This is a genomic window from Bradyrhizobium australiense, assembly GCF_013114825.1.
Classification (GTDB): domain Bacteria; phylum Pseudomonadota; class Alphaproteobacteria; order Rhizobiales; family Xanthobacteraceae; genus Bradyrhizobium; species Bradyrhizobium australiense.
In genome coordinates this window covers 584,656-610,790 of the sequence record NZ_JAAVLX010000002.1, presented here as the reverse complement: position 1 = coordinate 610,790, position 26,135 = coordinate 584,656, and the positions used below count along the sequence as shown (strand labels likewise).

Here is a 26,135-nt window from a genome sequence, read left to right as displayed (position 1 = left end):
GACTATTCGATCTCCTGCTGAATCGTTCGTCCGAGGGCGAACAGCCGCTGGTCGATCGCCGTCGGCACCTCGCAGACGAATTTGATGACGTTCCGCCGGTCTTCGAAGATGCGGGTCTCCCACACCAGTTGATTGCCGAGCTCGTCGATCTTCGCCTGGTCCCGCGGGGTTTCGCCCTGCAGAGCCTGCAAGGTAAGTGTGTCGGTGCGGATTTTATCCGCCGCTTCGCGCTGCTTGCGGGTGACGCGCTCCAAGCCGTTCAAAACCTGGGAGCGTTGGGCATTGAGGGATTCGAAAAGGCCGGCAAACAACAGTTTCCCGCTTGCGGTCTTGTCGGCTGCACTACTCAGATATTCTTCAATTGCCTTTTGCGCCTCCTCGAGCGGCGTCCGCCTTGCCGCGAGCTTCGCGACCAACGCGCTGACCTTGGCGTCGTCCTTCCATTTGCCCGAGATGTCGTCGAGTGGCGGGCCGGCCCATACCGCGGCAAGCGAAATTTCGGGCACCTTGGCCTGCGTGCACGGCCAGTCCGGATAGCGTGGATCGGCCGCATGGCCATATCGGCTGATGGCCGTAATGGCGAGAAATACGGCGATCGCAGTCTTGTACCTCATGTCTCGCCTCCGGCCGGCCCGCGGCGGATCAGACCGCGCGATGGATCGTAGGCGAAGATGGCGCCGATCATGAAGGCGACCGTGCAGCCTCCGACGACCGCGAGCGCGATCCAGTTCACTTGCCCATACAGCGCAAAACGTATCAGCTCCACCGCATGCGTGAACGGGTTGAAGAGGCAGACATAGTAGAGCATCGGGCTGCTCTCCAGGATGCGCCACAGCGGATAGAGCGCCGAGGAAGCAAAGAACATCGGAAAGATGACAAAGTTCATCACGCCCGCAAAGTTCTCGAGCTGCTTGATGCCGGAAGAGATCAGCATACCCAGCGCGCCGAGCATCAGGCCTGAGAGGACCAGCGCCGGCAGCACCGTGAGATAGCCGGCCAGGGGCGGTGCGATATCCCAGAACCAGGCGATCAGCAAGAATGCGTAGACCTGAAGCAGCGAGACCGCGGTTCCCGCCAGAAGCTTGCAGGAAAGGAGAAACCATCGCGGTAGCGGGCTCACCAGCAATGTCCGCATATTGCCCATTTCGCGGTCGTAGACCATGGAGAGCGAGGATTGCATACCGTTGAAGAGCTGAATCATCGCCATCAGCCCGGGCGCGATATAGACCTCGTACAGAATGTAGGTCTCGTATGGCGGGATGATTGAGAGACCGAGTACCTGACGAAAGCCGGCGGCGAAGATGAACAGCCACACCAAGGGCCGCACCAGCGCCGAGATGAAGCGTTCGCGCTGATGCAGGAAGCGAAGCGCCTCGCGCCACACGATGCCGTTCAGGCAGATGAGATATTCGGCGAGCGAGAGGCCGCGCTGGGTTGGCGTTATGGTAGCCGATGTCGTCACGTCGGGCTCCCGCTTTGTGCGCTGGAGCCGGTCAACCGCATGAACGCCGTGTTGATGTCGCTGGCGCCCGCATCGGCGATAACGCGCGCCACCTTGCCCTGGGCCAATATCCGGCCCTGATGCAGTACGACGAGATCGTCGTTTGAACCGATCTCGTCGAACAGATGGGTCGCCCACAGCACGCTTATTCCCTGTTCGGCAACGAGTTGACGGACGTGATTGAGGATATCGGCGCGCGCCTTGACGTCGAGGCCGACGGTTGCCTCATCGAGCAGGAGCAGGCGCGGGCGGTGCAGCAGCGCTCGCGCGATCTCCAATCGTCGCATCTGGCCGCCGGAAAGGTCGCGCACCTTGCTGCCGGCGCGGTCGGCAAGGCCGATGCGCACCAGCACTTCACCGCTGCGCGCGCGGGCATCGCGCCTGCCGATGCCATGCAGAGCGGCGTGATAAAGCAGATTCTGCGTCACGGAGAGATCGAGATCGAGGGTGCGCGGCTGAAACACCACGCCGAGCAGCCGCAATGCTTCGCCAGGCGCGCGCGCGACGTCATGGCCGAAAATACCGATACGTCCGCGCTGGATTCCGAACAGCCGCGTGATCAGCGAGAACAGGGTGCTCTTGCCGGCGCCGTTCAGGCCAAGTAACGCGGTGAAACTTGCCGGTGCGACGGAAAAGCCGATGTCGATCAGGGCGCGCCGGGTGCCATAGGCATGGCTGACGCGTTCGATCGACAGCGCAGACGTCTCCGCGGCATCGGGCCGAGGAGGGAAACCCTGCGTGTTCTGATCGGCGGAAAAAGCGTCAGTGGCTGTCATGGCTGTGCAATCGTGATACCCCAGGGCAGTTCGCCGACCTGAATCGTCTTGATGACCTTTTGCGCGGCCACGTCGATCACCGAGACGTCGTTCGACACGCCATTGGTAACCAGCAGATATTTCTCGTCCGGTGTGAACGCCATGTGCCAGACCCGCTGGCCCACCAGCAGATATTTCGTGACCTTGTGGCTGGTGGCATCGACGACCGCCACGCGATTGGCAGGGCCGAGCGCGACGAAAGCGGTCTTACCGTCTTTGGTCATGCCGATGCCGACCGGCTGGATGGCTTCGCTCCGCAAGCCCGGAATCTGGAACGAAATCTTGTCGGTCACCTCGCGCTTTTCCGGGTCAATCACCGATACGGTGCCACCGATCTCGGACGATACCCATACTTCGGATTTGTCACGCTTGAACTCGGCAAAGCGCGGGCGCGCATCGACCAGCACGTTGGCGACGATCTGGCGCGTCGCGGTGTCGATGAAATGCGCCATATTGGTCGTTTCGGAAGTGTTGATCAGAATTTTGCCGTCCGGGCTGATGGCCATGCCTTCCGGCTCGACGCCGACCTGGATTTCGCCGAGACGGGCGCGCTTCTCGACGTCGATGATGGTCACCGTGTTGTCGTTTTCGTTGGCGACGTAGAGGAGCTTGCCGTCAGGATCCAGTGCGAACAGTTCGGGGTCCGGGCCCGAGGGCAGGGTGTCGACGACTTCCTGTTTGGCTACGTCGATGACCTGAATACTGTCGTCGTCGCCGACCGCCACGAACACAAGCTTGCCGTCCCTGGTGAACTCGATTCCGCGCGGCCGCTGGCCGACCTTGATGGTCTTGGTGACCGCCCAACTGTTCGTATCGATCACCGATACCGTGTTGCCCTTCTCGTTGGATACATAGGCGATGAAGGCCGATGCGGGTGTCGCCGCCGCGAGCCAGGCAGCCATCCCAAAAAGCAGGCAATGAAGCCGCGTACGCAATCCATCCTCCTTCATTGCAGCCTGCATTTGGTCTCCGGCCGATCGACGCCAAGCGTATCGAGCTCCGACACCTGATGCAGGAATCCTTCCTGTGGCGAAACCGAGACCACCATGCGGCCATCGACCAGCAGGATCGGCTGACGAAGCTGCAAATTCCAGTCCCGCAGCGTCAGCCGTCGGCCCTTGAACGCTGCAATGGAAAAGTCGGGTCCCTTGAGGAAATCCGATACCGCCTTTGGACCGCCGGACTTGGTGCGCGACGCCGCTTCACCGATCATGCGCGCTGCCGTCCAGGCCTGCATGTCCAATGCGGTCATGTGCCGCGAGTTCAGTTTGGCAAACCGGTTCTGAATCTGGATTGCGCCCCACTGATCCTGCGCGGCGTGCCAGCTGGTCGGAACGAGGCCCGCCGAGCCCGCGACCGGGCGCGGATCCCAGGTGCGGTAGGGCAGATAGGACGCGAACACCTCGCTTTCGTCGGCTGCCACGAGGACGTCATAGGCCGGTGCTTGCTGGGTGAATACCGGCATTTGCCGCTGGATCAGGGTGACGCCGCTGTCGGTGCGTCGGGCGCCGCCGGTGTCTTCGAAGGTTCGCTCCTGAACGATCTTGGCGCCAAAGCGCGTGGCCGCGCGCCGCAGTGCGTCGGCGTAGAGCTTGTCCTGATCATGCGAGCCGACGACGAACAGCCAGCGCTTCCATTGCTTCCACACCAGATACTGGGCGAGCGCATCCGCGAGCATCGAGCGCGTCGGCGCGACATGGATCACGTTGGCGCGGCAATCCTGCTCGCGCAGGCGATCGTCGATCGCGCCGGCGTTCAATAGCAGCGTCCTGCGGTCGCGAAGCGCGTCGGCCGCCTTCAACAAATCGTCGGCCGGAAGATCGGCAATGATGAAGCCGGTGCGCTCGGAAAGCGCCGTGGCCGCCTTCGCGACGTCGTCGTTGTCATTGAGCCGAACCTCTTCCAGCGTGAAGCGCTGATTGAGGAACTTGCCTGTGGTGTTGTTGTCCTCGATTGCAAGGCGCGCGCCGGCAACGCCGTCGTTCTCTGCCGACAGTTCGACCAGCGACAATTTTGCCTTGACGCCGGCACGGCCGAGATAACCGATGCCGATCTCGACGGGGTCGGCCGCAAGCACGGGGCTAGCCGCGACGCTCAAGCCGATCGCAGCGACCAACCATCGGATCATGCCTTCTCCCTGACAGGTCTTTTCGACTTGGTGTGGAAGACCTTTGGCTTGAACCATGACCGAATTGTCTTGGCTTGCAACTCAATTCTGTTGCGCGGCTTCGGCTGGTTTCAGCCCTTCAGGCGTGCGGCGTGCCAACGCAGATGATCGCCCATGAAAGTGGAGATGAAGTAGTAGCTGTGGTCATAGCCAGGCTGCCGGCGCAAAGTGAGGGGGATTTTGGCCTTCTCGCATGCCCCTTGCAGTAGTTCCGGGCGAAGCTGTTCGGTCAGAAACTGATCGGCATCGCCATAATCGACCAACAGATCGGGTAATCTGGCGCCGTCCTCGATCAGCGCCACTGCATCGTGCTTGCGCCATGTTTGCCGGTCGCTGCCGAGATAACCGCCGAGCGCCTTGATGCCCCATGGCACCTGCGAAGGTGCGACGATCGGCGCAAAGGCACTGGCCGCGCGGTAGCGGCCGGGATGGCGCAGCGCGACCGTCAGTGCGCCGTGGCCGCCCATGGAATGGCCAAGAATGGATTGCCGGTTTGTATCGACAGGAAAGCTTTCGGCGACCAGTTTCGGCAGTTCCTCCGTGACATAGCTCCACATGCGGTAATTGCGGGCGAACGGCTCCTGCGTCGCATCGACATAGAAGCCGGCGCCAAGCCCGAAATCGTAGGCATTGGCAGGATCGCCCGGCACCCCTTCGCCGCGCGGGCTGGTGTCGGGCGCAACGAAGATCAGGCCGAGTTCGGCGCAGGCGCTGCGAAATTCACCCTTTTCCGTCACGTTGGCATGGGTGCAGGTCAGGCCGGAAAGATACCAGACCACCGGCAGCTTGGTGCCGGCGGTGTGCGGAGGCACATACACCGAGAACGTCATGTCGGTCCGCGTTTGGTGGCTGGCGTGTCGATAGACGCCTTGCGTTCCGCCATATGCCTTGTTGAGTGAAACCGTCTGCATGCTCATGGTCTTGCTACTCCGGCGCCGTGCGGCACGCTTACGCCAATGCCACTTTCGATTGCCAGCCGCACCAGTTCGGCGGAAGTTCGCACGCCGAGCTTTTGGCGCATGATCGACGATGTGTTGGCAACGGTTTTGTAGGAGGAGTGAACCAGCCACGCGATCTCGGAAAGACTCTTGCCGGCGCTGAGCAGGCGCAGGATCTCCATCTCCCGCGAGGTGAGTTTTGCAAGCGGGCTGCGGGCGAATGCGGGTCCGGCGAATGCGATGCTTCGCGCCATCGCAGAGGGCAGGTAGACCCCGCCTTTGCCGACTTCGCGGATGGCCTCGACCAGATCCTGCGGATCGCCCGTCTTCGCGACATAGCCCTTGGCGCCGATTTCAATGGCGCGCGCCGCGAACACCGGATCGTCGTTCATACTGAACATGATGATTCGTGCCGACGCAATGCGCGCAAGAATGCGCCGCGCCAGTTCGAACCCCGATACCGTCGGCAGGTTGATATCGATGACGCAGATGTCGGGGCGTTCGGCGACGAACACGCGTTCGCCGCTCTCCGCGTCGGCGGCCTCGAGCAGCACGATCTCCGGCTCATCGGCAAACACGGTGCGGCAGCCCGAAGCAACGATGGGATGATCGTCGACGATCAGAACACGCATTACATCGATCCCCGATACTGCTTCGGTCGCGTTGCTGCATCGCGTCAGGTTGCGCTGGCCTCGGCGCGAGGCCGATCATGCAACGCCGACGCGATTGCTGTACGCTTCAATCTGATCGTCGGTTTTTCGACTGTCAACGGTCCTCTCGACGGGGAACTGATTGCGACGCGATTGGGGCGAACGTGATGTGGCAGAAATTATCGTTGCGTGGGCGGATCAATTTGCTGGTGGCGCTGGGGCTCACGCTTGGCCTGTCCATCAACATCGCGCGGCTGGTGGTCGAAGCGGCGCCGCGCGTCCGGGCCGAAGATCAAAGCGTCATACGGCTGGCGCGCGAATTCGTGGAGACGATCGTTCCAAGCCTGAATGAAGCGCCAGATCCGGAGGCGCGGCTGAATCAGATCGTCCACGACCTCACTCGGCTCCGGCACGTCAGTATCACGCGTCAGGGCGATGCAACCATGGCCGAGCGCCCGGGCGCCGGCGGCGACGAACGATCGCCACCGGCATGGTTTATTGAGCTCGTGCATCCGGAAACGACCACCGTAAGCGTACCGATCACGATTCACGGAACGCCGCAATCGCTCTTGATCACCTCGCATCCGAACGACGAAATGGCCGAGATCTGGGACGGGATCGTCACCCAGCTAGCGGTTAGTTCTGCCCTCGCCATCGCGCTGTTTCTGATTACGATGGTCGTGGTTGGCCGCGCACTGGCGCCGCTGCAGGCGCTTTCGCAGACCATGGCAAACATCGAGGCCGGGCAATATGGGGCACGTGTCGAGCCCGGCGGCACGCCCGAACTGGCGGCGATCTGTGCCAAACTGAACCACCTTGCGGGCGCCCTCGGCGAAGCTGTCGAGGACAAGCGCCGGCTCGCCGAACGCACGGTCTCGCTGCAGGATATGGAGCGCAAGGAGATTGCGCGCGAGCTGCATGATGAGTTTGGGCCCTATCTCTTTACGCTGCGCGCCCACGCCGGCGCCCTGATGCGGCTGTCGGAAGACGAGCGCGCGCCCGCTGCGGACGCACTGCGCAAGCATAGCACCGCGATCATGGAGCAGATAAACGCGCTGCAGCAGTTCAACCGCAGGATTTTGGAAAAACTGCGGCCTGTCGCGCTCGCGGAGCTTGGACTGCGCGAGGCCCTCGGCGTGCTCTTGCGCTTGTGGCGTGAGTCGCGTCCCGACGTCACGATCGATGCGAACATTGCCTGCGCACCGGCCGAGACCGGAGAAGTCGCAGACCTGACGATCTATCGTACCGTCCAGGAAGCCCTGACGAACGCCTTCCGCCACGCAGACGCGACCGCCGTCAGGGTCACGGTGGAGCAGGCCGCAGGAATGCACGGAAGTCGCGGCTGCGCCCTGGTGCGCGTCAGCGACAACGGCCGCGGTTTGGCGCCGGATCACAAGTTCGGTTTCGGCTTGATCGGCATGCGCGAGAGAATACTGGCGCTCGGCGGTACGCTGAACGTCGTCTCCGGCAACGGGGGCGTCACGGTAGAGGCGGTCGTTCCCCACGGACCGCACGATTGACGGATTCATTGATGGAGTCGAAGTGCCGTTCGGGAACTTCTCCCGGTCTCTTCCGGGATGAATGCATTTCGGGAACCCGACTTTTTGCGGCTAGCCCGTTGTCGGCTCTCACCGGTATCGTCGGCACTAACCGGCAGGGGACAATGCAGCCGGTATGTAGTGGGGTGGGGCGTATGAGAGCACGCTTGTTGTCGATCGGGACAATCTCGATGTGCCTGGCTCCTGCGATCGACTGTGCTCAGGCCCAGACTGCGACCGGCGATAGCGAGGTCTTGCCGGCCATCGAGGTCGTCGCGCCGACTACCGCAGCCAAGCCAAGCCGCAGCAGAAGGGCGGCGCCTCAGCCCGCCAGGAACTTGCGCAGGGTCTTTGTCTATCCGACTGCGCCCACGCCGACGGCCGGTTCGGGAATGGATGTCGATAAGGTGCCGGCCAGCGTCAACGCGGTCGGGGCAGGGCAGATCGCGCGCACCGGCTCGTTGAACATTGCGGATGCGCTGCAGCAACAGGTCCCTGGCATCATCATCAGCGACACCACCGGCAATCCATTTCAACCCGACATACAATTTCGCGGCTTTGTCGCTTCTCCCGTCGCCGGTACGCCACAGGGGCTGGCGGTTTACCAGAACGGGGTGCGCATCAACGAAGCGTTCGGCGACACCGTCAATTGGGACTTGATCCCGACGGCGGCGATCAGGTCGGTCACCGTCGTGACCAATAATCCCGCGTTCGGCCTCAATGCGCTGGGTGGGGCGGTCAACGTGCTGATGAAGAACGGTTTCAATTATCAAGGCGCCGAAATCAACACAATGGGCGGTTCGTTTGGGCGCATCCAGAGTTCGGCCCAATGGGGCAAGCAGATCGACAACTTTGCCGTCTACGGCGCGCTGGAGGGAGTGCGCGATCAGGGCTTTCGCAATTTTTCCGAATCGAAGGTCCGCCGGTTCTACGGAGATGTCGGCTACAAGACCGACAGCAGCGAATTCCATCTCAACATGGGTGTGGCTAGCAACAATTTCGGCGCGACGGCGACGGCGCCGGTCGAATTGCTGCAGAACTATTGGGGCGCGACCTACACCACGCCGCAGACGACAGCCAACCGCGTCGGTTACCTCAATTTTACCGGGAAAGTCGAGGCCACACCCACCTGGACAATCGAAGGCTCTGCGCGCGTCCGCGCGTTCCAGCAGAAGACGGTGGACGGAAATCCGACCGAGACGAGGCCATGTGCCGCCGATTCGGGACTGCTCTGCTTCAACGAAGAAACCGCGCCGGGAGCGCCGGCAAACGGACTCAACGGAGTCCAGCTTGCAAATCCGTTCCCCGCCGACGCGGTGCTCGGGCAGATCGATCGGACAACAACCCGTTCGACCACGACAGGTGCGACCCTGCAGGCCACCAATACCGACCAGGTGTTCGGACACAATAACCAGTTCATGGTCGGCACCAGCTTCGATTCCAGCGTCACCCGCTTCGGGGCAACCGCGGAACTGGGCACGGTCGGTCCAAACTACGTCGTCACGGGCAGCGGCATATTTCTCGGGCCATCCGGCACTCCGATTTCGATCGGCCCGGTCTCGCTGCGGGCCACCAACCGGTACACCGGGCTCTATGCGCTCGACACCTTCGACGTGACCGACGCGTTTTCGATAACGGGCGGCGGCCGATTTAACTATGCAAGTGTCGTGCTTCAAGATCAGATCGGTACCGACCTCAACGGCAATCACGCGTTCAGCCGCTTTAACCCGACTATCGGCGGCACTTACAAGATCACACCGGAACTGACGGCCTATGCTGGGTATTCTGAGGCCAATCGTGCGCCGACCCCGCTCGAACTCGCATGCGCCGACCCCGCGCACCCCTGTATCATCGGGGCATTCCTGATCTCGGATCCGCCACTGAAGCAGGTTGTATCCCGCACCGTTGAAGCCGGCTTGCGCGGTACCAAAGAGCTGAACATCGGAACGCTCGGGTGGAAGGTCGGCGCGTTCCGCGCGACCAATGCCGATGACATCCTGGCGATTCCCAGCCCGGACTTGCAAGGCTTTGGTTACTTCCAGAACGTGGGCAGGACACGGCGCCAGGGCATCGAGGCCCAAGTGAATCTGACGTCGAAGACATTGCAGCTCTATGCCAGCTATGCGCTGGTGGATGCGCGCTTCCTCGATACCCTGCAGGTAGGCTCGAATAGTCCTTTCGCAGTTGACGACGTTGTCCAGATCCTGCCCGGCAACCGAATCCCTGCGATACCGCGCAATCGGGTCAAATTTGGCATCGATTATTCAGTCACCGACGCCTTTAAGGTCGGCGGCGACGCGTTGTTCGTCGGCAGCCAGTATTTTGTTGGCGACGAGTCCAATCAGGCACCAAGGCTGCCAGGTTATTCGGTTTTCAACCTGCACGCCTCGTACCAGATCAACAAGACGTTCCAGATCTACGGTCGCGTCGACAATATCTTCGACAATCGCTACGCGACCTACGGGACGTTCTTCGATACCGATAACGTGCCCAATTTCGCAAATGGCGGGGCGCAATTTACGGACGCCCGCTCGGTCAGTCCGGCTCGGCCGCGCGCCTTTTACGCAGGTCTGAAGGCAACTTTCTAGAGAACGGGAGGCGTAAAGGCGGCTCAGCGATGATGCGCGGCAGAGTGTTCAGCTTGCCGCGCCACCGGGATTTTTTCGTCAGGAAACATCCGGCGAAGGATCGACGTGATGCGCCTTGTGGATGGCGGACGGAACGAACCCAAAATGTTTCCGGAACACGCGGCTGAAGTGCGACGAACTCGAGAAGCCCCACGAAAATGCGACATCCGTGATCGTCTTTCCGTTCTGGGTCTCCAGCTCCTGCCGGCAGTGCAGCAGTCTCGCCCGCCAGATGTAATCGCTGACGGTCATGCCCTTGTCGCTGAACAGCATGTGCAGATAGCGCTTGGTGCAACCCAATGCCGCCGAGATCTGGTCGATGCAAAGATCCGGGTCGCGCAAATGTTCGCGGATGAAGGCTTGCGCGCGAATGTACATCGCTTCGGGACCGACGCGATCGAACATCGTGTCGGCTTCGCGCAGCGGTAACAGCAGGAGATCGATCAGCGAATCGGCGACGCCGATGGCGTTGTGAGGCGACAGTCTCTTTGCTTCATCAAACGCGGTGTGTACGAAGTCGTAGGCGATGCGGCCGGTGCCGTTCCGCGCGGAGAGCTTGCAAGGCAACATCTTCGCCGTACGGAAGCCGCGCTCGTGCAGCAGCTCCTTCGGGACGATGACGACCTCGTGCCGGGTCAATGAGGGGCTGACGATCGTGTGCGGACAGGAGACGTCATAGGCCAGGCAATCGCCAGGCATGATGTCAATGCGGCGGCCGCCCTGTTCGAAATGCGAGATGCCATAGGTCTGGAACAGTATCTTGACGTAGGGATGTTCGCTCAGTTTTGTGCCCGAGACCGTGTGTGCGATGCGATGCTGGCTCGCCTCGATCTGACATAGTTTCAGCTGCGAGACGGTGGTGTAATTTATCCGTCCCTCGAGCGAGGAACCTTCCAGGGGATCGATATCAAACTGGCCGCAGAGATCCGTCAGTGCATCTGACCAAGTTTGGATCTGCTTTTTTGGCGCTAACCCGGAAGTGCTGAGTGAACGAACTATGTCAGACATTGCCCAGCCACCGTTTTGAGAACAGCCTGCAACCTTCGCCGAGGCGTCGGTCAGATGGTTGCGACATTTGGACCCAATTTAGGCAGTCGTCAGGGAAGTCGCGCAGATTTTTCCCAATATCCCTTTGACAATCCTCTAACTTAGTTTCAGCGGCGTCAAGGGAAACCTAGACCGAGAATCGCTCGGGGACGGTCGTGGGAACACGCCGATGGCATGATGCTTCGCAGCATCTCGGCAGAACCGAAACAGCGCGCCGGCGCGAAATTTAAAAAATTCAATTGAGTTTCGCTATTGAGCAAACGCGCTTCGCTCTTGGGCAAGTTTCCCATTTCTGGACGGGATAGGAATAGGGACCAACAATGGAAGAATGGGCCGTTTCGGCGGAAACCCAGAACTCGTATCTTGGAGGAAACCACTATGCGCAAGGTGCTATCCGCAGCCTGTCTTGGCGCTATGGCGACATTCGTTGTCGGCGTCGCATACGCCAACGAAGAACTGATCAAGATGTCGCAGAACCCAAAGGACTGGGTGCAGCCGGCCGGCGACTACGCCAATACACGCTACTCGAAGCTTAACCAGATCAACGCATCCAATGTTGGCAAGCTCCAGGTCGCCTGGACCTTCTCGACCGGCGTGCTGCGTGGCCATGAAGGCGGCCCGCTCATCATCGGCAACATCATGTACGTCCATACGCCGTTCCCGAACAAGGTCTATGCTCTTGACCTTTCGCAGGAGAACAAGATCGTCTGGAAGTACGAGCCGAAACAGGATCCGAACGTCATCCCGGTGATGTGCTGCGACACCGTCAATCGCGGCTTGGCCTATGGCGACGGCAAGATCTTCCTGCATCAGGCTGACACCACCCTGGTCGCCCTCGATGCTAAGACCGGGCAGGTTGCGTGGAGCACCAAGAATGGTGATCCGGGCAAGGGTGCCACGGGCACCTCCGCGCCGCTGGTCGTCAAGGACAAGGTTCTGATCGGCATTTCCGGCGGCGAATTTGGCGTGCAATGTCACGTCACGGCCTATGACCTCAAGAGCGGCAAGCAGGTATGGCGCGCCTTCTCCGAAGGGCCGGACGATCAGATCATGGTCGATCCGGAAAAGACGACCGAACTCGGCAAGCCGGTTGGCAAGGATTCGAGCACCAAGACCTGGCAGGGCGACCAGTGGAAGATTGGTGGCGGCTGCACATGGGGCTGGATGTCCTATGACCCCAGTCTGAACCTCGTCTATTACGGCTCGGGCAACCCCTCGACCTGGAACCCGAAGCAGCGTCCGGGCGACAACAAGTGGTCAATGACCGTCTTCGCGCGCAATCCGGATACCGGCATGGCCCGCTGGGTCTATCAGATGACACCCCATGACGAGTGGGACTATGACGGCGTCAACGAAATGATCCTCAGCGACCAGCAGATCAACGGCCAGGAACGCAAGCTGCTGACGCATTTCGACCGCAACGGCTTGGCCTACACCATGGACCGTGCAACCGGCGAACTCCTGGTCGCCGAGAAGTATGATCCGAAGGTCAACTGGACCACTGGCGTCGACATGAACAAGAGCTCGCCGACCTATGGCCGTCCCAAGGTCGTGGATCAATATTCGACGGAAAAGGGTGGCGAAGACAAGAACACCAAGGGTATCTGCCCGGCCGCGCTCGGCACCAAGGACGAGCAGCCGGCAGCCTATTCGCCGGACACGCAACTGTTCTACGTGCCGACGAACCACGTCTGCATGGACTATGAGCCGTTCAAGGTGAGCTACACGGCGGGTCAGCCCTATGTCGGCGCGACGCTCTCGATGTATCCGCCTCAAGGCGAGAGTCACATGGGCAACTTCATTGCCTGGGACGGCAAGACCGGCAAGATCGTCTGGTCGAACAAGGAGCAGTTCTCGGTGTGGTCGGGAGCGCTCGCGACGGCCGGCGGCGTGGTGTTCTACGGCACGCTGGAAGGCTATCTGAAGGCAGTCGATGCCAAGACGGGCAAGGAACTTTACAAGTTCAAGACTCCGTCGGGCATCATCGGCAACGTCACGACCTATGAGCACGGCGGCAAGCAGTATGTGGCGGTGCTCTCCGGCGTTGGCGGCTGGGCGGGTATCGGCCTTGCCGCAGGTCTGACCGACCCGACTGCGGGCCTCGGCGCGGTCGGTGGCTATGCCGCGCTTAGCAACTACACGGCACTCGGCGGCACCCTCACGGTATTCGCGCTGCCGCAGTAAAGCAGGACCACCTCGCCGGCGCGTGGCTCACTCCACGCGCCGGTTGCTCTAGATCCAATATCGAGGATGTGCTCTTGCGTAGAATTTGTTTGATTGCAGCCACTCTCATGCTTGTGGCGGCGGGAACGGTTGCCCACGCTGCGGACGATCCGACCGCCGTCAAGTCCGAGGATGGCAAGTATCTCGACAAGGAAGGAAATCCGACCTTCAAGGTCGCGGCCGACGGGACGGTCGATTGGTACACCTACTCCGGATACCGTCGCTATCACTCCGAATGCCACGTCTGCCATGGCCCTGACGGAATGGGATCGACCTACGCGCCGTCGCTGCAGGAATCACTGAAGACGATGAGTTACGGCGATTTCCTCGCGGTGGTCGCCAGCGGTCGCAAGAACGTCAATACCGCACAAGAGAACGTCATGCCGGCGTTTGGCGATAATCCGAATGTCGCTTGCTACATGGACGACCTCTACGTCTATCTGCGCGCCCGCGCGCATGACGCGGTTGGCCGTGTGCGGCCCGCCAAGCGTGAAGACAAACCTGACGCCTACACTCAGGCGGAAAAAGCCTGCATGGGAGCCAAATGATCATACGAATATCCGAGGGGATCGTCTCGGTAACTCCGTGCAGCGACTTGAAAAGCAAATGTGGAGCTTAAGATGAAGACCCGCGCCGCTGTCGCGTTCGAAGCCAAAAAGCCTCTTGAAATCGTTGAGGTTGATCTTGAGGGTCCAAAAGCTGGCGAGGTTCTCGTCGAGATAAAGGCGACCGGAATCTGCCACACCGACGCCTACACGCTCGACGGTTTCGACAGTGAAGGAATCTTTCCTTCGATACTCGGTCATGAGGGCGCGGGCATCGTCCGCGAAGTCGGGCCGGGCGTAATGTCGGTCAAGGCCGGCGATCACGTGATTCCGCTCTACACGCCGGAATGCCGCCAGTGTAAAAGCTGCCTGAGCGGCAAGACCAATCTTTGCACGGCTATTCGCGCCACGCAGGGGAAGGGCGTGATGCCCGACGGCACCTCGCGATTCAGCTATCAGGGCAAGCCGATCTTCCACTACATGGGCTGCTCGACGTTTTCGAACTTTACCGTGCTGCCGGAAATCGCGGTGGCAAAGATCCGCGAGGACGCGCCCTTCGACAAGAGCTGCTACATCGGTTGCGGGGTGACGACGGGCGTTGGCGCCGTGGTCAATACCGCTAAGGTGACGCCGGGCGCCAACGTCGTCGTATTCGGTCTCGGCGGCATCGGGCTCAACGTCATCCAGGGCGCGAAGATGGTAGGTGCCGACAAGATCGTCGGCGTCGACGTCAACGATTCCAAGGAGGATTGGGGCCGCCGTTTCGGCATGACGCATTTCGTCAATCCGACCAAGGTCAGCGACATCGTCCAGCATCTGGTCGGGCTCACCGACGGCGGCGCCGACTACACCTTCGACTGCACCGGAAACACCGGCGTCATGCGGCAGGCCCTCGAAGCATGCCATCGCGGCTGGGGCGTCTCGGTCATCATCGGTGTCGCGGAGGCCGGCAAGGAGATCGCCACCCGGCCATTCCAGCTCGTGACCGGCCGCGTCTGGAAGGGCACGGCCTTTGGCGGCGCGCGCGGCCGCACGGACGTGCCGAAAATCGTCGACTGGTACATGAACGGGAAGATCGAGATCGATCCGATGATCACGCATGTCCTCAAGCTTGAGGAGATCAACAAGGGATTCGACCTCATGCACGAAGGCAAGTCGATTCGTTCGGTTGTCGTCTTCTGAATCGGGGAACTTCAAACACAAGGAGGATAGGCCCATGACTGTTCATATCCACCCATCGATTGACAGCGGCGTAAAGCAGGGGACAGGCAATTTCGCCGGCGGCACCCTGGTTTGCAAATGCACGGACAGGCCGGTCAAGGTCGCCATCAAGGGCGATGTGGCCCACAACCACGCCTGCGGCTGCACCAAATGCTGGAAGCCCGAGGGGGCGACCTTCTCCGTCGTCGCCGTGGTCCCGCGCGACAACGTGAACGTCATCGAGAACGGCGACAAGCTGCAGATCGTCGACTCGGCGGCGGCGATTCAGCGCTATGCCTGCAAGGCCTGCGGAACGCATATGTACGGGCGAATCGAGAACACGGGGCATCCGTTCTACGGTCTCGACTTCATCCATCCCGAACTGTTCCAGGAAGGCGGATGGGCAGCTCCGGGGTTTGCCGCGTTCGTGTCGTCCGTGCTGGAGTCCGGCGTCCAACCGGGCGAGATGGATGGAATCAGGGCCCGGCTGAGGGAACTCGGACTGGAGCCCTACGATTGCCTGTCGCCGCCGTTGATGGATGCAATCTCGAGCCATGTAGCAAAATCCAAGGCCAGAGCAGCTTGAGCAAGGCGGCTTGAAGCGGGCACCAGCCTGAGCTTGCGCGATACCCAACTTGCGCTGACGGTGGTCGCCGTCAGCGCAGCCGCTGAGAGCACGACGAGGCTGTGCCATGCCTTCGTCGAGAGACCGACAGGTGAGTAAGGCCGGCCGCTGGTCGTCCAGCTATCCCGGGCCGGCGGTATTCCTGCGCGATCCCGCCTAATTCTCAGACATCAGAACCCGTCGAAGTCTTCGCGCAATCGCCATGCCGGATGGTTGTTTGCAGGACGCGCAATCGGGGCTGCACTTGACCGATCGTCCGATTTTGTATGCTGCGGCGCAGTGGACCTCGTCATGGCGGCCGCGGTGCTGAGGGCGGACATTCCCGGGAGGTGTTGACCCATCGAGCAGTTCCCTTCTATGGACGGTGCTGACCTGACCGCACAGATGCCTCGCGAGGATTCCCACGATGCCGATCGTCACAGACGCCGCCTTCATTCTGCCTGATGATTTCGCCGGTGCCGCGCTGATGGGGCGCGCCTGGCGTCCCGATCTCGCCGGCCCGTCGGTGGTTGCGATCCGCCAGAATGGCGTGTTCGACATCACCGAGGACTTCCCCACCGCCAGCCAGCTTGCCGCCGCTGCCGATCCGGCCGGAGCGCTGCGTGCCGCGCGTGGCGAGCGGGTAGGCGCGCTGCAGGATCTGTTGAACAACACGCCGCCCGATACCCGTGATCCGACCAGGCCATGGCTGCTTGCCCCGATCGACCTACAGGTGATCAAGGCTGCCGGCGTCACGTTCGCCGTATCGATGCTGGAGCGGGTGATCGAGGAGCGGGCGCGCGGCAATCCGGATTCGGCCGAGGCGATCCGGGCCGAGGTGACGCGGATCGTCGGCACCGACCTGTCGCAATTGAAGCCAGGCTCGGCCGAAGCGCAGCATGTCAAGGACGTGCTGGTTTCCCAGAATGCCTGGAGCCAGTATCTCGAAGTCGGCATCGGGCCGGATGCCGAGGTGTTTACCAAAGCGCCCGTGCTGTCCGCGGTCGGCACATGTGTGGATGCGGGCCTGCATCCGAAATCGACTTGGAATAATCCCGAGCCGGAGGTGGTGCTGGTGGTGACGCGCGACGGGCGCATCGTCGGCGCCACGCTTGGCAATGATGTCAATCTGCGCGACTTCGAGGGGCGCTCGGCGCTGCTCCTGTCCAAGGCCAAGGACAACAATGCGTCCTGCGCGATCGGTCCGTTCGTGCGCTTCTTCGATGGAAGCTTCACGCTCGACGACATCAGGAGAATGGAGATCTCGCTGGAGGTGAAGGGGCCGGAAGGCTTCGTGCTGCACGGCGCATCCTCGCTGACCCAGATCAGCAGGGACCCGGCCGACATTGTCGGGCAGACCATCAATGAGAACCATCAGTATCCCGATGGCTTCGTGCTGTTCCTCGGCACGATGTTCGCTCCGATCCAGGATCGTGCCGCGAAGGGGCAGGGGTTCACCCATGTCCAAGGCGATCTGGTGACGGTCGCCACGCCGAAACTCGGCCGGCTGACCAACCGCATGCGTCACAGCGGCGATTGCGAGCCTTGGCAGTTCGGCTTGGGCGATCTCTTCGCCGCATTGATGCGCCGCAAGGGTCTTGACCGACGATAACCGGGAGATACTCCGCAATGGCGAAAATCAGGATCGGTCTGGCCGGCTGCGGCTTCGTATCCGAGCTGCACATGCATGCCTACCGGCGCGTTTATGGAGTGGACGTCGAGGTCAGGGCTGTTGCGGCGAGGGGTGATCACGTCCTCGAGTTTGCCAATCGCCATCAGATCCCGACGGTGTATCGCAGCTTCCGCGACCTGATCGCCGACGGCGAGCTCGATGTGATCGACATCTGCACGCCGCCCAATTTGCACACTTCAATGATTGTCGATGCGATGCAGGCCGGCAAACACGTCATCTGCGAAAAGCCGTTCGCCGGCTATTTCGGCCGGGATGGCGACAAGGCGCCGATCGGAAAGCATGTACCGAAGGCGTTGATGTATGAGCGCGTGCTGGACGAAATGGCGGTTACCCGCGCGGCGATCAACAGGACCGGCAAGCTCTTCATGTATGCGGAGGACTGGATTTACGCGCCGGCGGTGACCAAGACCGCCGAGATCCTCAAGGCGACCAAGGACAAGATCCTGTTCATGAAGGGGGAGGAGAGCCACTCGGGTTCGCACGCGGTCCACGCCGCGCAATGGGCGATGACCGGCGGCGGCTCGCTGATCCGGATGGGATGCCATCCGCTTTCGGCCGTGCTCTACCTCAAGCAGGTCGAGGCGAAGGCCCGCGGCGAGACGATCGCTGTTGCGAGCGTGACGTGTGACATCGGCAATGTCACGGCTATCCTCAAACCGGAGGAGCGCACCTACATCAAGGCCAATCCGGTCGACGTCGAGGATTGGGGCGTGCTCACGGTGACGTTCGCCGACGGCACCAAGGCAACGGTGTTCTCCGGCGACATGATCATGGGCGGCGTCCGCAATCTGATCGAGACCTACACCAGCGGCGGTTCGCTGTTCGCCAACATCACGCCGAACACGCACATGATGAGCTACCAGACCAGCGACGAGAAGCTCGCCGGTGTCTATATCACCGAGAAGGTCGACCGCAAGACCGGCTGGCAATATGTCTGCCTCGAGGAAGAATGGACGCGCGGCTATACGCAGGAAATCCAGGACTTCATGGAGTGCGTTGCAACCGGCCGGCAACCGCTCTCGGATCTGGCGCTGGCCTTTGAGACGATCAAGGTCAACTATGCCGGCTATTGGGCCGCCGAGGACGGACGGCGCGTTGCGCTGTAGGCATTGTCCTCGGCTCAGGAGCGCGCGGCGGCGTCCTTACCTCGCCCACTTGCGGGGAGAGGTCGGATTGCGTCGTCAGATGCAATCCGGGTGAGGGGGTACAGGTCTCACGACGATCTCGCTCGCGGAGAGAAGCCCCTCACCCCAGTCCTCTCCCCGCAAGAGTGGGGCGAGAGAGCACACTTGTCGATGCGGCCGCAAATTCAGCTCGCACAACGATGTCTTACGCAGCGTAGACCGATGACTTCGGTAGCGGGAACACCGGGTCCTGCGTCCTTATGGCGGTCGGCCAGACCACCGAGATATGCTCGCCGGCATTTTGCATGACGACCGGGGTTGAACGCTCGTTCTGGCCGGAAAGCGGCGTTCCGGGCCGATAGAATTTCACGCCGTAGCCTTGGATAGTGCCGCCCGGCGGGATATCCACGTCGAGCGCCGCCTTGCGAACCGCCTCGGGATCGAAGCCGCCGTATTTCTCCTTTGCCACGGGCAGCACATTATTGAGCAGGACCCAGGTCTGGTTGAAGCCCATCGAGCAGTGCGGCGGAACATCGGTCGCGTTGGTTTTCTCCTTGTAGCGCGCGACCATGGTCTTGGTGAGATCGCCGATCCCGGGCGCGAGTTTCGAGGGATCGAGCAATTGCGCCGGAACCGGATCGATATTGCAGAAATTGTCGATGTCCGCACCGAATGTCGCGCGCAACTTGTCGAGCTGGCTGTAACCCGCGCCGGCGCCGAACAGCATCTTGAACTTGAGGCCGTTCTCGCGCGCCTGGCGCAGGAACAGGGTGATGTCCGGATTGTATCCGGCATGGGAAATCACGTCGGCCCTCGCGCGCTTGATCTTGGTCACCAGCACCGAGAGGTCGGGAGCGGACGCGGAATAACCTTCCTTGAGCACGACCTGCAGGCCGGCCTCCTTCGCGTAGGCTTCGTCGGCCGCGGCAACGCCGACCCCATAAGGACCATCCTCGTGAATCAGCGCGACCTTGACGTCCTTGGGCTCTATGCCGAGCTTGGCCTTGGCGTGCTCGCTGATGAATCTCGCAAAGGCCTGGCCGTATTGGTCGGAATGAATCTGCGCGCGGAAGACGTATTGCAGGTTCTTGTCCTTGAACACGGCCGTCGAAACCGCGGTCGTGATCCAGAGGATCTTTTTCTGCTGCTCGACTTTGGCCGCGAGCGGGACTGCGTGCGAACTCGCATAGACGCCGTTGATGATGTCGATCTTCTCCTGGTCGATCAGGCGATTGGCCTCATTGATCGCTACATCCGGCTTGCTCTGAGAGTCGGCGGCGACAGGGGCCACCTTGTACTTGCCGCCGATGCCGCCTTTTTCGTTGACGAGGTCGATGGCAATCTGCGCGCCGATCGAGGAGGCGACCGACCCACCGGCGGCAAAGGGGCCGGTCAAGTCATAGATCAGGCCGATGCGCACCGTCTCGGCTTGTGCCTGCGCGCGGGTCCAATCGAAACTGAATGCAGCGGCGGCAGCCGCAGAAGTCTTCAGCAGCGTTCTGCGTGAAGTCGGCATCGTGTCCTCCCACTGAATTATTATTATCGCCGGACTGGTCCTTCCGGTTTTCAGTCAAGTATTTGGAGAATACGACGAGAAGTCAACCGGCGCCCCCGCTCCATGCGTCGCTCGTCGCTGCGAAACGTGGTCACGCAGGCGAGAGGCGGCAGGGCTCATCGACTAAAGTTTGATGGTAAAAGGTGTAGAGCCGCGACGCAGAGATTGAACTGCTCGGATCAGCGAAGGTCCTGCTGATCGCTATTACGATGCTGGTGCGAGCGTCCGGCCTCGCTTCCAGGCCGGTCCAACGGTCCTCAGACGTCGAATGTTATGCGGCCTCGCCCAACGGGTGACCGTGCCGCGCGCATTTTCGTGTGTCGGACGAATCCGATTCTGATCGTGACCAACACGGCGCGGCGACTACAGGAAGGAGGGCGACCGCATTGAATGCCGTCTCGAAGGCGATCACGATGGACTGACCAGTGACGGCCCCGGGCCGATAGACTCGTGGCAGCCCGGCTGGCGGCCAAAACGTCCATTCCTCTTCCGGCGAGCATGGCTGTTGTCGTCGTCAGCCGCTCACTGACGGCAGGAACGCCTGCGGTGGCGCTGGCACCGAGTCGAGCAACGTCTGGAGCCGGCCACTCCCATGACGGGGAACGCGGCTACTGCAATTTGCTGCGGTTGCGTCAGAACCGAGTGCTCTTGAAAAGATGGAGGCGCACGTAACAAAATTTGTACGCCGCCTCTTTTTGGCCGAGTTCAACCATTCAGTTTGTAAAATCATCGTGCATTCGCTATCACTCGATGGCATCAATGCAGAAAGCGAGACAAAAATGTCATCGCCTTCAGATCAGACTCGACGCACAATCATCCTGACCGCCCTCGCAACTGCGGTGCACGCATCGGCGCCTCGGTCGGCCGGTGCGGAGGAGGACGCCCCTGGCAGCGACGTGCGACCTCAAAAAGCCGACGTCCTGGTCTTCGCCGAGGGAGACCGGGCGGGTGAAGTGATCCAGCCGCAGGATCTAAAACCCGGCGGACCAGCCGTGCGCGCTTGGCCAAAGGATCCCAAAACCTCGGTGGTCCGCAAAGGCTCGCGGTTGAATGAGGTGGTGGTCGTAAAGCTTGATCCGGCCGAACTTGATGACGACACGCGCCCGCGATCGGCTGACGGCATCGTCGCCTATTCGGCGATTTGTTCCCACGCCGGGTGCCCTATCACGGCGTGGGTGAAAGCAGCGCAGGGCGAAAAAGACGTCCTTAAATGCGTTTGCCATAATTCCGAGTTCGACCCCCGGCAAAGCGCGCAAGTGGTGTTCGGTCCGGCGCCGCGGCGCCTCGCAGCGCTTCCCTTGGCGATGGCTGACGGTTCGCTCACGGTGGCTGGAACATTCATCGGAAAGGCAGGAGCTCAGCAAGGAGGGTGACGGCGGCCTGCAGCGGATGCGCACAACTGAAAAGAGATAAAGAAAACAAACAGGGAGGTAGCGTCTATGACCATAAAGCAGTGGCTGGTGCCGAGCTTGTTCGCGTCAACATGCCTTTTCTCAATCGCCGCCGGTGCAGGCCCGATCGAGAATTACAGTCCGGTGACCGCTGATCGCCTCAAGAACCCGGAACCGGGCAACTGGATGCTCTATCGCCGGACTTACGACGGGCAGGGATATAGCCCGCTCGACCAGATCAACACCTCGAATGTCAAAAACCTGGTACCGGTGTGGACCTTCTCGACCGGCGTGGTGGAAGGACACGAGTCGCCTCCGATCGTCAACAATGGCGTCATGTTCGTCACGACCCCGCAAGGTCAGGTAATCGCCCTTAACGCCAAGACGGGTGATGAGTACTGGAGATACAAACGGCAACTCCCCGAGGACCTCTTCCAACTGCATCCAACCAACCGCGGCGTGGGCCTGTGGCAGGACAAGCTGTATTTGGCCACGACAGACGATCACGTGGTGGCGCTCGACGCGAAGACCGGGAAAGTGCTCTGGGATACCAAGGTCCAGGACTACAAGAAGGGTCAGTACCTGACCCTGATGCCGCTGGTGGTCGACGGCAAGGTTATCGTCGGCGGCTCGGGGGGCGAGTTCGGCGTTCGTGGCTACGTCGTCGCGTTCGACGCCGACACGGGCAAGGAACTGTGGCGGACCTTCACCATCCCGGGGCCGGGCGAACCCGGTCACGAAACGTGGAGCGGTGACGACTGGAAATCAGGTGGCGGATCGGCGTGGATGACGGGCAACTATGATCCCGAGACCAGGACGGTCTATTGGGGCGTCGGCAATGCCGCGCCGTGGCCGGGAGACACTCACCCCGGCGACAATCTCTACACCACCTCGGTGCTCGGGCTCGACCCTGATACCGGCAAGATTAAACACCACTTCCAATACCATCAGAACGATGCCTGGGATTGGGACGAGGTGGATGCGCCAATGCTGGTCGACCTGCAAAGGGATGGCCGCACCTTCAAAAGCCTTATCCACCCCGGACGCAACGCGATCTTCTGGGTGCTCGAGCGTAAGCCGGACAAAATCAACTACGTCGCCGGCTGGCCTTTTGTTCATACCGACGTCTGGAAAGGCATTGAGCCGGAGACGGGCCGGCCGATCGTCGATCCGGCTCACAAACCGGTCATGGGCAAGCGGGTTGAATTCTGCCCCTCATTGTGGGGCGGCAAGGATTGGCCGTCCGCGGCCTACAGCCAAAAGACCCGCTACGTCTACGTTCCCGCCAACGAGAATTTCTGCGGCGGCTTCACCGGCGAAAAGGTGCCGCTGGTACCAGGTCAGCTCTGGCTCGGGACCAAGCCTGAAGATATCGGCCTGAAGGTTCGGCCGGACGCGACGCATTTTGGCGAGCTACAGGCGTGGGATCCGGCCACGGGAAAGAAGGTCTGGTCGCATACCTTCCCCAAATCGCATCTGTTCGGCTCAGTAACGGTGACCGCTGGCGATCTGGTGCTGGTCGGTGGCACCAACGACCGGATGTTCCGAGCCTTTCACGCAAAGACCGGCGAACTGCTCTGGGAGCAAAAGACCAACTCCGGCATCATGGGCATGCCGGTCGCGTACGAAGTGGACGGCACGCAATACATCGCGGTCCAGTCCGGGTGGGGCGTTGACGCGCAACGCATCCAGGATGCTTTGGCGACCCAGAATAATGTTGGCATCGAGAACAACGTGCCGCAGGGCGGCGTCGTCTGGGTGTTCGCTGTCAAGAAGTGATCGGCAAACCTCAGGTCTGCTTGGTGTGGACCAAGATGAGAAAAGGGCGGCGAACGAATGTTCGCCGCCCTTTTTTACTGCCGACTGTCGATGCTTCGGGCTACTTGCCTTTGGTCTCGACCTTCCGCTTCTCGTCTTCGTTCATCTGCTTGATGACGGGATCGCGACTGGCTTCGCCGGTGGTCTGGGTTGTCGTGGCCGGCGGGCTTTCGTTTGGCATGGAAGATTGTCCCGGAGGCGTGGTTGCCGGGCGCGTTGCGGTCGTGCTCGGCGGCGAGGTCGTTTGAGCGATCGCCGCCTGTGCAGTCAACAAGAGCGCGCTCGACAGCAGCGACACCGCGAGCGCTGTTGAGTTGGGTTTCATCGATCTGGCTCCTCTTAGATCAACGAAAACGGCCGGTGAGGCCTAGCGTTCCCCCTTATGCCTCCAATTGCTTGCCGATCGGCAGCGCGCGGATGCGTTTGCCGGTCGCGGCAAAGATCGCGTTGATCAGCGCCGGCGCAAAGGGCGGTACGCCCGGTTCACCGACGCCGCTCGGTGGCGTGTCGGGACCGGGCGGCACGATGTAGACATTGGTCACGGCAGGGGATTCGTCGATCCGAAGTAACGGGAAATCGTCGAAATTGCCCTGTTGCACCTTGCCGTCCTTGAAGGTAATCGCGCCATGTTTGGCGAGGCTCAGGCCCATGATCGCGGCGCCTTCGATCTGCGACTGGATCCGCTCCGGATTGACGTAGGTTCCGCAATCGATCGCGGTATCAACCCGGGGCACGGTGAGCTTGCCCTTGTCGTCAACGGCCACTTCGACGATCGTCGCAATATAGCTGACGAAGCTGCGATGCGCGGCAATACCGAGCCCGTGACCCTTGGCGACCGACCGCCCCCAGCCGCCCTTGTCTGCGACCAGTTCGACGACCTTGCGAAGACGCGCGGTATCGATCGGATAGCTGTCGTAGGGCTCGCCATAGTTCCAGAGGTCTTTCACGGAATCGAGCTTGACGATCCGCGGAGAGCCGATCAGCTCCAGCAGCATGTCCTTTGGATCGCGTTTGGTGGCGTGTGCCAGTTCGGCCACCATCGATTGCACCGCAAAGGCGCGCGGGATGTTGGACACCGAGCGGAACCAGCCGATGCGGGCATGCGCCGCCGCTTCTGGATTCTCGCACTGGACGTTAGCGATCTCGAACGGCATGTCGACCAGCCCCATGCCGAGTTCAAACGGCGCCTGATGCACCGTGTTGGCGGCAAATGTCGAGGCGATGCTGGGTGCGACACTGCGGTGCCGCCAGGCCGTGACCTTGCCGCTCTTGTCGAGACCGGCCTCGATGCGTTCCACCGAGACGGTGTGCAGGAAGCCGTTGCGAACGTCATCTTCACGGGTCCATTGCACCTTTACGGGGGCGCCGAGCTCCTTTGAAAGCAGGGCCGCTTCGATGGCGAAATCACACTTTGACTTGCGTCCGAAGCCGCCGCCGAGCAGGGTAACGTTGACGGTGACATTCTCCTGGGGAATGCCGAGCGTCTTGGCGACGTCCTCGCGGGTTCCGCCTGCGCTTTGCACCGGGGCCCAGATCTCTGCCTTGTCGCCCCTGACATCCGCGACCGCAACCGGCGGCTCCATGGCGACGTGGGCGAGATGCGGCAGATAGTACTCACCGACGATCACCTTGTCGGCGCCCTTCAAGGCGGCTTCTACGTCACCCTCCTTGCGTACCACCAGGCCGGGCTTCCGCGCGGCTTCCTCGAGTTCGGCCCGGTAGGCGACGGAGTCGTATTTGCCGTTGGCGCCGTCGTCCCAGACGATCTTCAGGGCGTCGCGCCCCTTGATCGCAGCCCCGGTGTTGCGCGCAATCACTGCGACGCCGCCGAGCGGCTGGAATTTAGAAGGCCACGGCCAGCCCTTGACTTCCATCACCTTCTCGACGCCGGAAACCTTCATGGCCTCCGCCCCGTCGAACGACACGACCTTGCCGCCGGTAACTGGCGGCCGGGCAATGACGGCGTATTTCAAGCCGGGCAGACGGACGTCGGCGCCGTAACGCGCGGTTCCCACCGTGATATCGCGGAGGTCGACCATGCTGATCTGACCCTTGCCGAGATAGCGGAAGTCCTTTGGATCCTTCAGCCTCAGGCCTTCGACACTCGGTACCGACTCCTTGGCGGCGTCGGCTGCCAAATCACCGAAGCCGATGCGGCGTCCGCTGGCACCGTGGACGACCTCGTGATTGACCGCCTTCACTTCGGTCGCAGGCACGCCCCAGCGCTTCGCCGCTGCGGCTTCGAGCATCGTGCGGGCCGAAGCGCCGATCTGACGCATCGGCATCAGGTAGTGACGCGTGCTGCGCGATCCGTCGGTGTCTTGGTTGCCGAATTTGACCTCGTCGCCATGCGCCTGCTGGACGCGAACGCGCGACCAGTCGGCCTCCATCTCTTCGGCAACGATCATCGGCAGGCTGGTGCGCACGCCGGTTCCCATCTCGGCACGGTGTGCAACGATCGTGACAATGCCATCAGGTGCGATGGCGACGAACACGCGTGGATCCACCACGGTACCGTGCGGCATCTTGTCTGCGCCGGTCTGGTACGCGGCAAGGGCAGGGCGCGACATCACGGGGGCGGCCAAAACGAAGCCGCCGGCCAGCCCGAGGCCCTTCAGGATGCTGCGACGTGAAACGTTGTCGACTTTGACGTACCGCTCAAAGCCACGAAGCTTTTTGGGATTTGTGTGAATGTTCAT

Annotated in this window: 21 protein-coding genes; 10 read left to right on the top strand and 11 right to left on the bottom strand. The window is 61.4% G+C overall.

Features of this window, described 5'->3' with window-relative positions:
* Positions 1 to 2 precede the first annotated feature (2 nt).
* The 7 genes from HCN58_RS06420 to HCN58_RS06390 form a co-directional block, all read right to left on the bottom strand.
* Entirely contained in the window at positions 3 to 614 is a 612-nt protein-coding gene (locus HCN58_RS06420) for a hypothetical protein (protein ID WP_210265877.1), read from the bottom strand.
* Positions 611 to 1,462 (bottom strand): lanthanide ABC transporter permease protein PedC, encoded by an 852-nt coding sequence (gene pedC / locus HCN58_RS06415; protein WP_171578488.1) that lies wholly within the window; start codon positions 1,460 to 1,462, stop codon positions 611 to 613. Before pedC ends, HCN58_RS06420 begins: the two co-directional genes overlap by 4 nt.
* The gene (pedB, locus tag HCN58_RS06410) at positions 1,459 to 2,277 is read right to left on the bottom strand and encodes a lanthanide ABC transporter ATP-binding protein PedB/LutE (protein ID WP_171578487.1); all 819 of its coding nucleotides are present in this window, start codon (positions 2,275 to 2,277) and stop codon (positions 1,459 to 1,461) included. Before pedB ends, pedC begins: the two co-directional genes overlap by 4 nt.
* On the bottom strand, positions 2,274 to 3,218 hold the full coding sequence (locus HCN58_RS06405; protein ID WP_235983476.1) for a YVTN family beta-propeller repeat protein: 945 nt from the start codon (positions 3,216 to 3,218) through the stop codon (positions 2,274 to 2,276). The genes pedB and HCN58_RS06405 overlap by 4 nt, the downstream gene beginning before the upstream one ends.
* A 44-nt stretch (positions 3,219 to 3,262) precedes the next feature.
* Positions 3,263 to 4,444 (bottom strand): lanthanide ABC transporter ABC transporter substrate-binding protein PedA1, encoded by a 1,182-nt coding sequence (gene pedA1, locus HCN58_RS06400; protein ID WP_171578485.1) that lies wholly within the window; start codon positions 4,442 to 4,444, stop codon positions 3,263 to 3,265.
* A 110-nt stretch (positions 4,445 to 4,554) separates the two neighbouring features.
* Positions 4,555 to 5,400: an S-formylglutathione hydrolase gene (gene fghA / locus HCN58_RS06395; protein ID WP_171578484.1), complete on the bottom strand. Its 846-nt coding sequence runs from the start codon at positions 5,398 to 5,400 to the stop codon at positions 4,555 to 4,557.
* Positions 5,397 to 6,053, bottom strand: coding sequence for a response regulator transcription factor (locus tag HCN58_RS06390; RefSeq protein WP_171578483.1), 657 nt, complete (start codon positions 6,051 to 6,053; stop codon positions 5,397 to 5,399). Before HCN58_RS06390 ends, fghA begins: the two co-directional genes overlap by 4 nt.
* A 185-nt stretch (positions 6,054 to 6,238) precedes the next feature.
* Between HCN58_RS06390 and HCN58_RS06385 the strand changes: the two genes are divergently transcribed.
* Positions 6,239 to 7,591 carry a histidine kinase gene (locus tag HCN58_RS06385; protein ID WP_171578482.1) on the top strand — a complete coding sequence of 451 codons (1,353 nt, stop codon included), beginning with the start codon at positions 6,239 to 6,241 and terminating at the stop codon, positions 7,589 to 7,591.
* A 143-nt stretch (positions 7,592 to 7,734) separates the two neighbouring features.
* Positions 7,735 to 10,197, top strand: coding sequence for a TonB-dependent receptor (locus tag HCN58_RS06380; RefSeq protein WP_171578659.1), 2,463 nt, complete (start codon positions 7,735 to 7,737; stop codon positions 10,195 to 10,197).
* Between the two features lie 78 nt (positions 10,198 to 10,275).
* On the opposite strand, the gene HCN58_RS06375 is transcribed toward HCN58_RS06380, so the two are convergent.
* On the bottom strand, positions 10,276 to 11,244 hold the full coding sequence (locus HCN58_RS06375; protein ID WP_171578481.1) for a helix-turn-helix domain-containing protein: 969 nt from the start codon (positions 11,242 to 11,244) through the stop codon (positions 10,276 to 10,278).
* Between the two features lie 417 nt (positions 11,245 to 11,661).
* Between HCN58_RS06375 and xoxF5 the strand changes: the two genes are divergently transcribed.
* The 6 genes from xoxF5 to HCN58_RS06345 all read left to right on the top strand — a co-directional run bounded on the left by xoxF5 (position 11,662) and on the right by HCN58_RS06345 (position 18,654).
* A complete protein-coding gene (gene xoxF5 / locus HCN58_RS06370) occupies positions 11,662 to 13,467 on the top strand; it encodes a lanthanide-dependent methanol dehydrogenase XoxF5 (RefSeq protein WP_171578480.1) in 1,806 nt (601 codons plus the stop codon).
* Between the two features lie 107 nt (positions 13,468 to 13,574).
* Complete coding sequence (locus HCN58_RS06365) at positions 13,575 to 14,054, top strand: c-type cytochrome, methanol metabolism-related (RefSeq protein ID WP_171578479.1); 480 nt, start codon at positions 13,575 to 13,577, stop codon at positions 14,052 to 14,054.
* A gap of 72 nt (positions 14,055 to 14,126) precedes the next feature.
* On the top strand, positions 14,127 to 15,233 hold the full coding sequence (locus HCN58_RS06360) for an S-(hydroxymethyl)glutathione dehydrogenase/class III alcohol dehydrogenase (RefSeq protein WP_171578478.1): 1,107 nt from the start codon (positions 14,127 to 14,129) through the stop codon (positions 15,231 to 15,233).
* Between the two features lie 34 nt (positions 15,234 to 15,267).
* Positions 15,268 to 15,837 (top strand): S-(hydroxymethyl)glutathione synthase, encoded by a 570-nt coding sequence (gfa, locus tag HCN58_RS06355; protein WP_171578477.1) that lies wholly within the window; start codon positions 15,268 to 15,270, stop codon positions 15,835 to 15,837.
* Positions 15,838 to 16,282: 445 nt separating this feature from the next.
* Positions 16,283 to 17,467, top strand: a complete 1,185-nt coding sequence (locus HCN58_RS06350; RefSeq protein WP_171578476.1) for a fumarylacetoacetate hydrolase family protein — start codon at positions 16,283 to 16,285, stop codon at positions 17,465 to 17,467.
* A 17-nt stretch (positions 17,468 to 17,484) separates the two neighbouring features.
* Positions 17,485 to 18,654 carry a Gfo/Idh/MocA family protein gene (locus HCN58_RS06345; protein ID WP_171578475.1) on the top strand — a complete coding sequence of 390 codons (1,170 nt, stop codon included), beginning with the start codon at positions 17,485 to 17,487 and terminating at the stop codon, positions 18,652 to 18,654.
* A 223-nt stretch (positions 18,655 to 18,877) separates the two neighbouring features.
* On the opposite strand, the gene HCN58_RS06340 is transcribed toward HCN58_RS06345, so the two are convergent.
* The gene (locus HCN58_RS06340) at positions 18,878 to 20,188 is read right to left on the bottom strand and encodes an ABC transporter substrate-binding protein (RefSeq protein WP_171578474.1); all 1,311 of its coding nucleotides are present in this window, start codon (positions 20,186 to 20,188) and stop codon (positions 18,878 to 18,880) included.
* A gap of 818 nt (positions 20,189 to 21,006) precedes the next feature.
* Here HCN58_RS06340 and HCN58_RS06335 point away from each other — a divergent pair.
* Together HCN58_RS06335 and HCN58_RS06330 are read left to right on the top strand one after the other, a co-directional pair.
* Complete coding sequence (locus HCN58_RS06335) at positions 21,007 to 21,600, top strand: QcrA and Rieske domain-containing protein (RefSeq protein WP_235983475.1); 594 nt, start codon at positions 21,007 to 21,009, stop codon at positions 21,598 to 21,600.
* Positions 21,601 to 21,666: 66 nt separating this feature from the next.
* On the top strand, positions 21,667 to 23,397 hold the full coding sequence (locus tag HCN58_RS06330; RefSeq protein ID WP_171578472.1) for a methanol/ethanol family PQQ-dependent dehydrogenase: 1,731 nt from the start codon (positions 21,667 to 21,669) through the stop codon (positions 23,395 to 23,397).
* Between the two features lie 100 nt (positions 23,398 to 23,497).
* On the opposite strand, the gene HCN58_RS06325 is transcribed toward HCN58_RS06330, so the two are convergent.
* Entirely contained in the window at positions 23,498 to 23,761 is a 264-nt protein-coding gene (locus HCN58_RS06325) for a hypothetical protein (RefSeq protein WP_171578471.1), read from the bottom strand.
* Positions 23,762 to 23,816: 55 nt separating this feature from the next.
* Positions 23,817 to 26,135, bottom strand: coding sequence for a xanthine dehydrogenase family protein molybdopterin-binding subunit (locus HCN58_RS06320; RefSeq protein WP_171578470.1), 2,319 nt, complete (start codon positions 26,133 to 26,135; stop codon positions 23,817 to 23,819).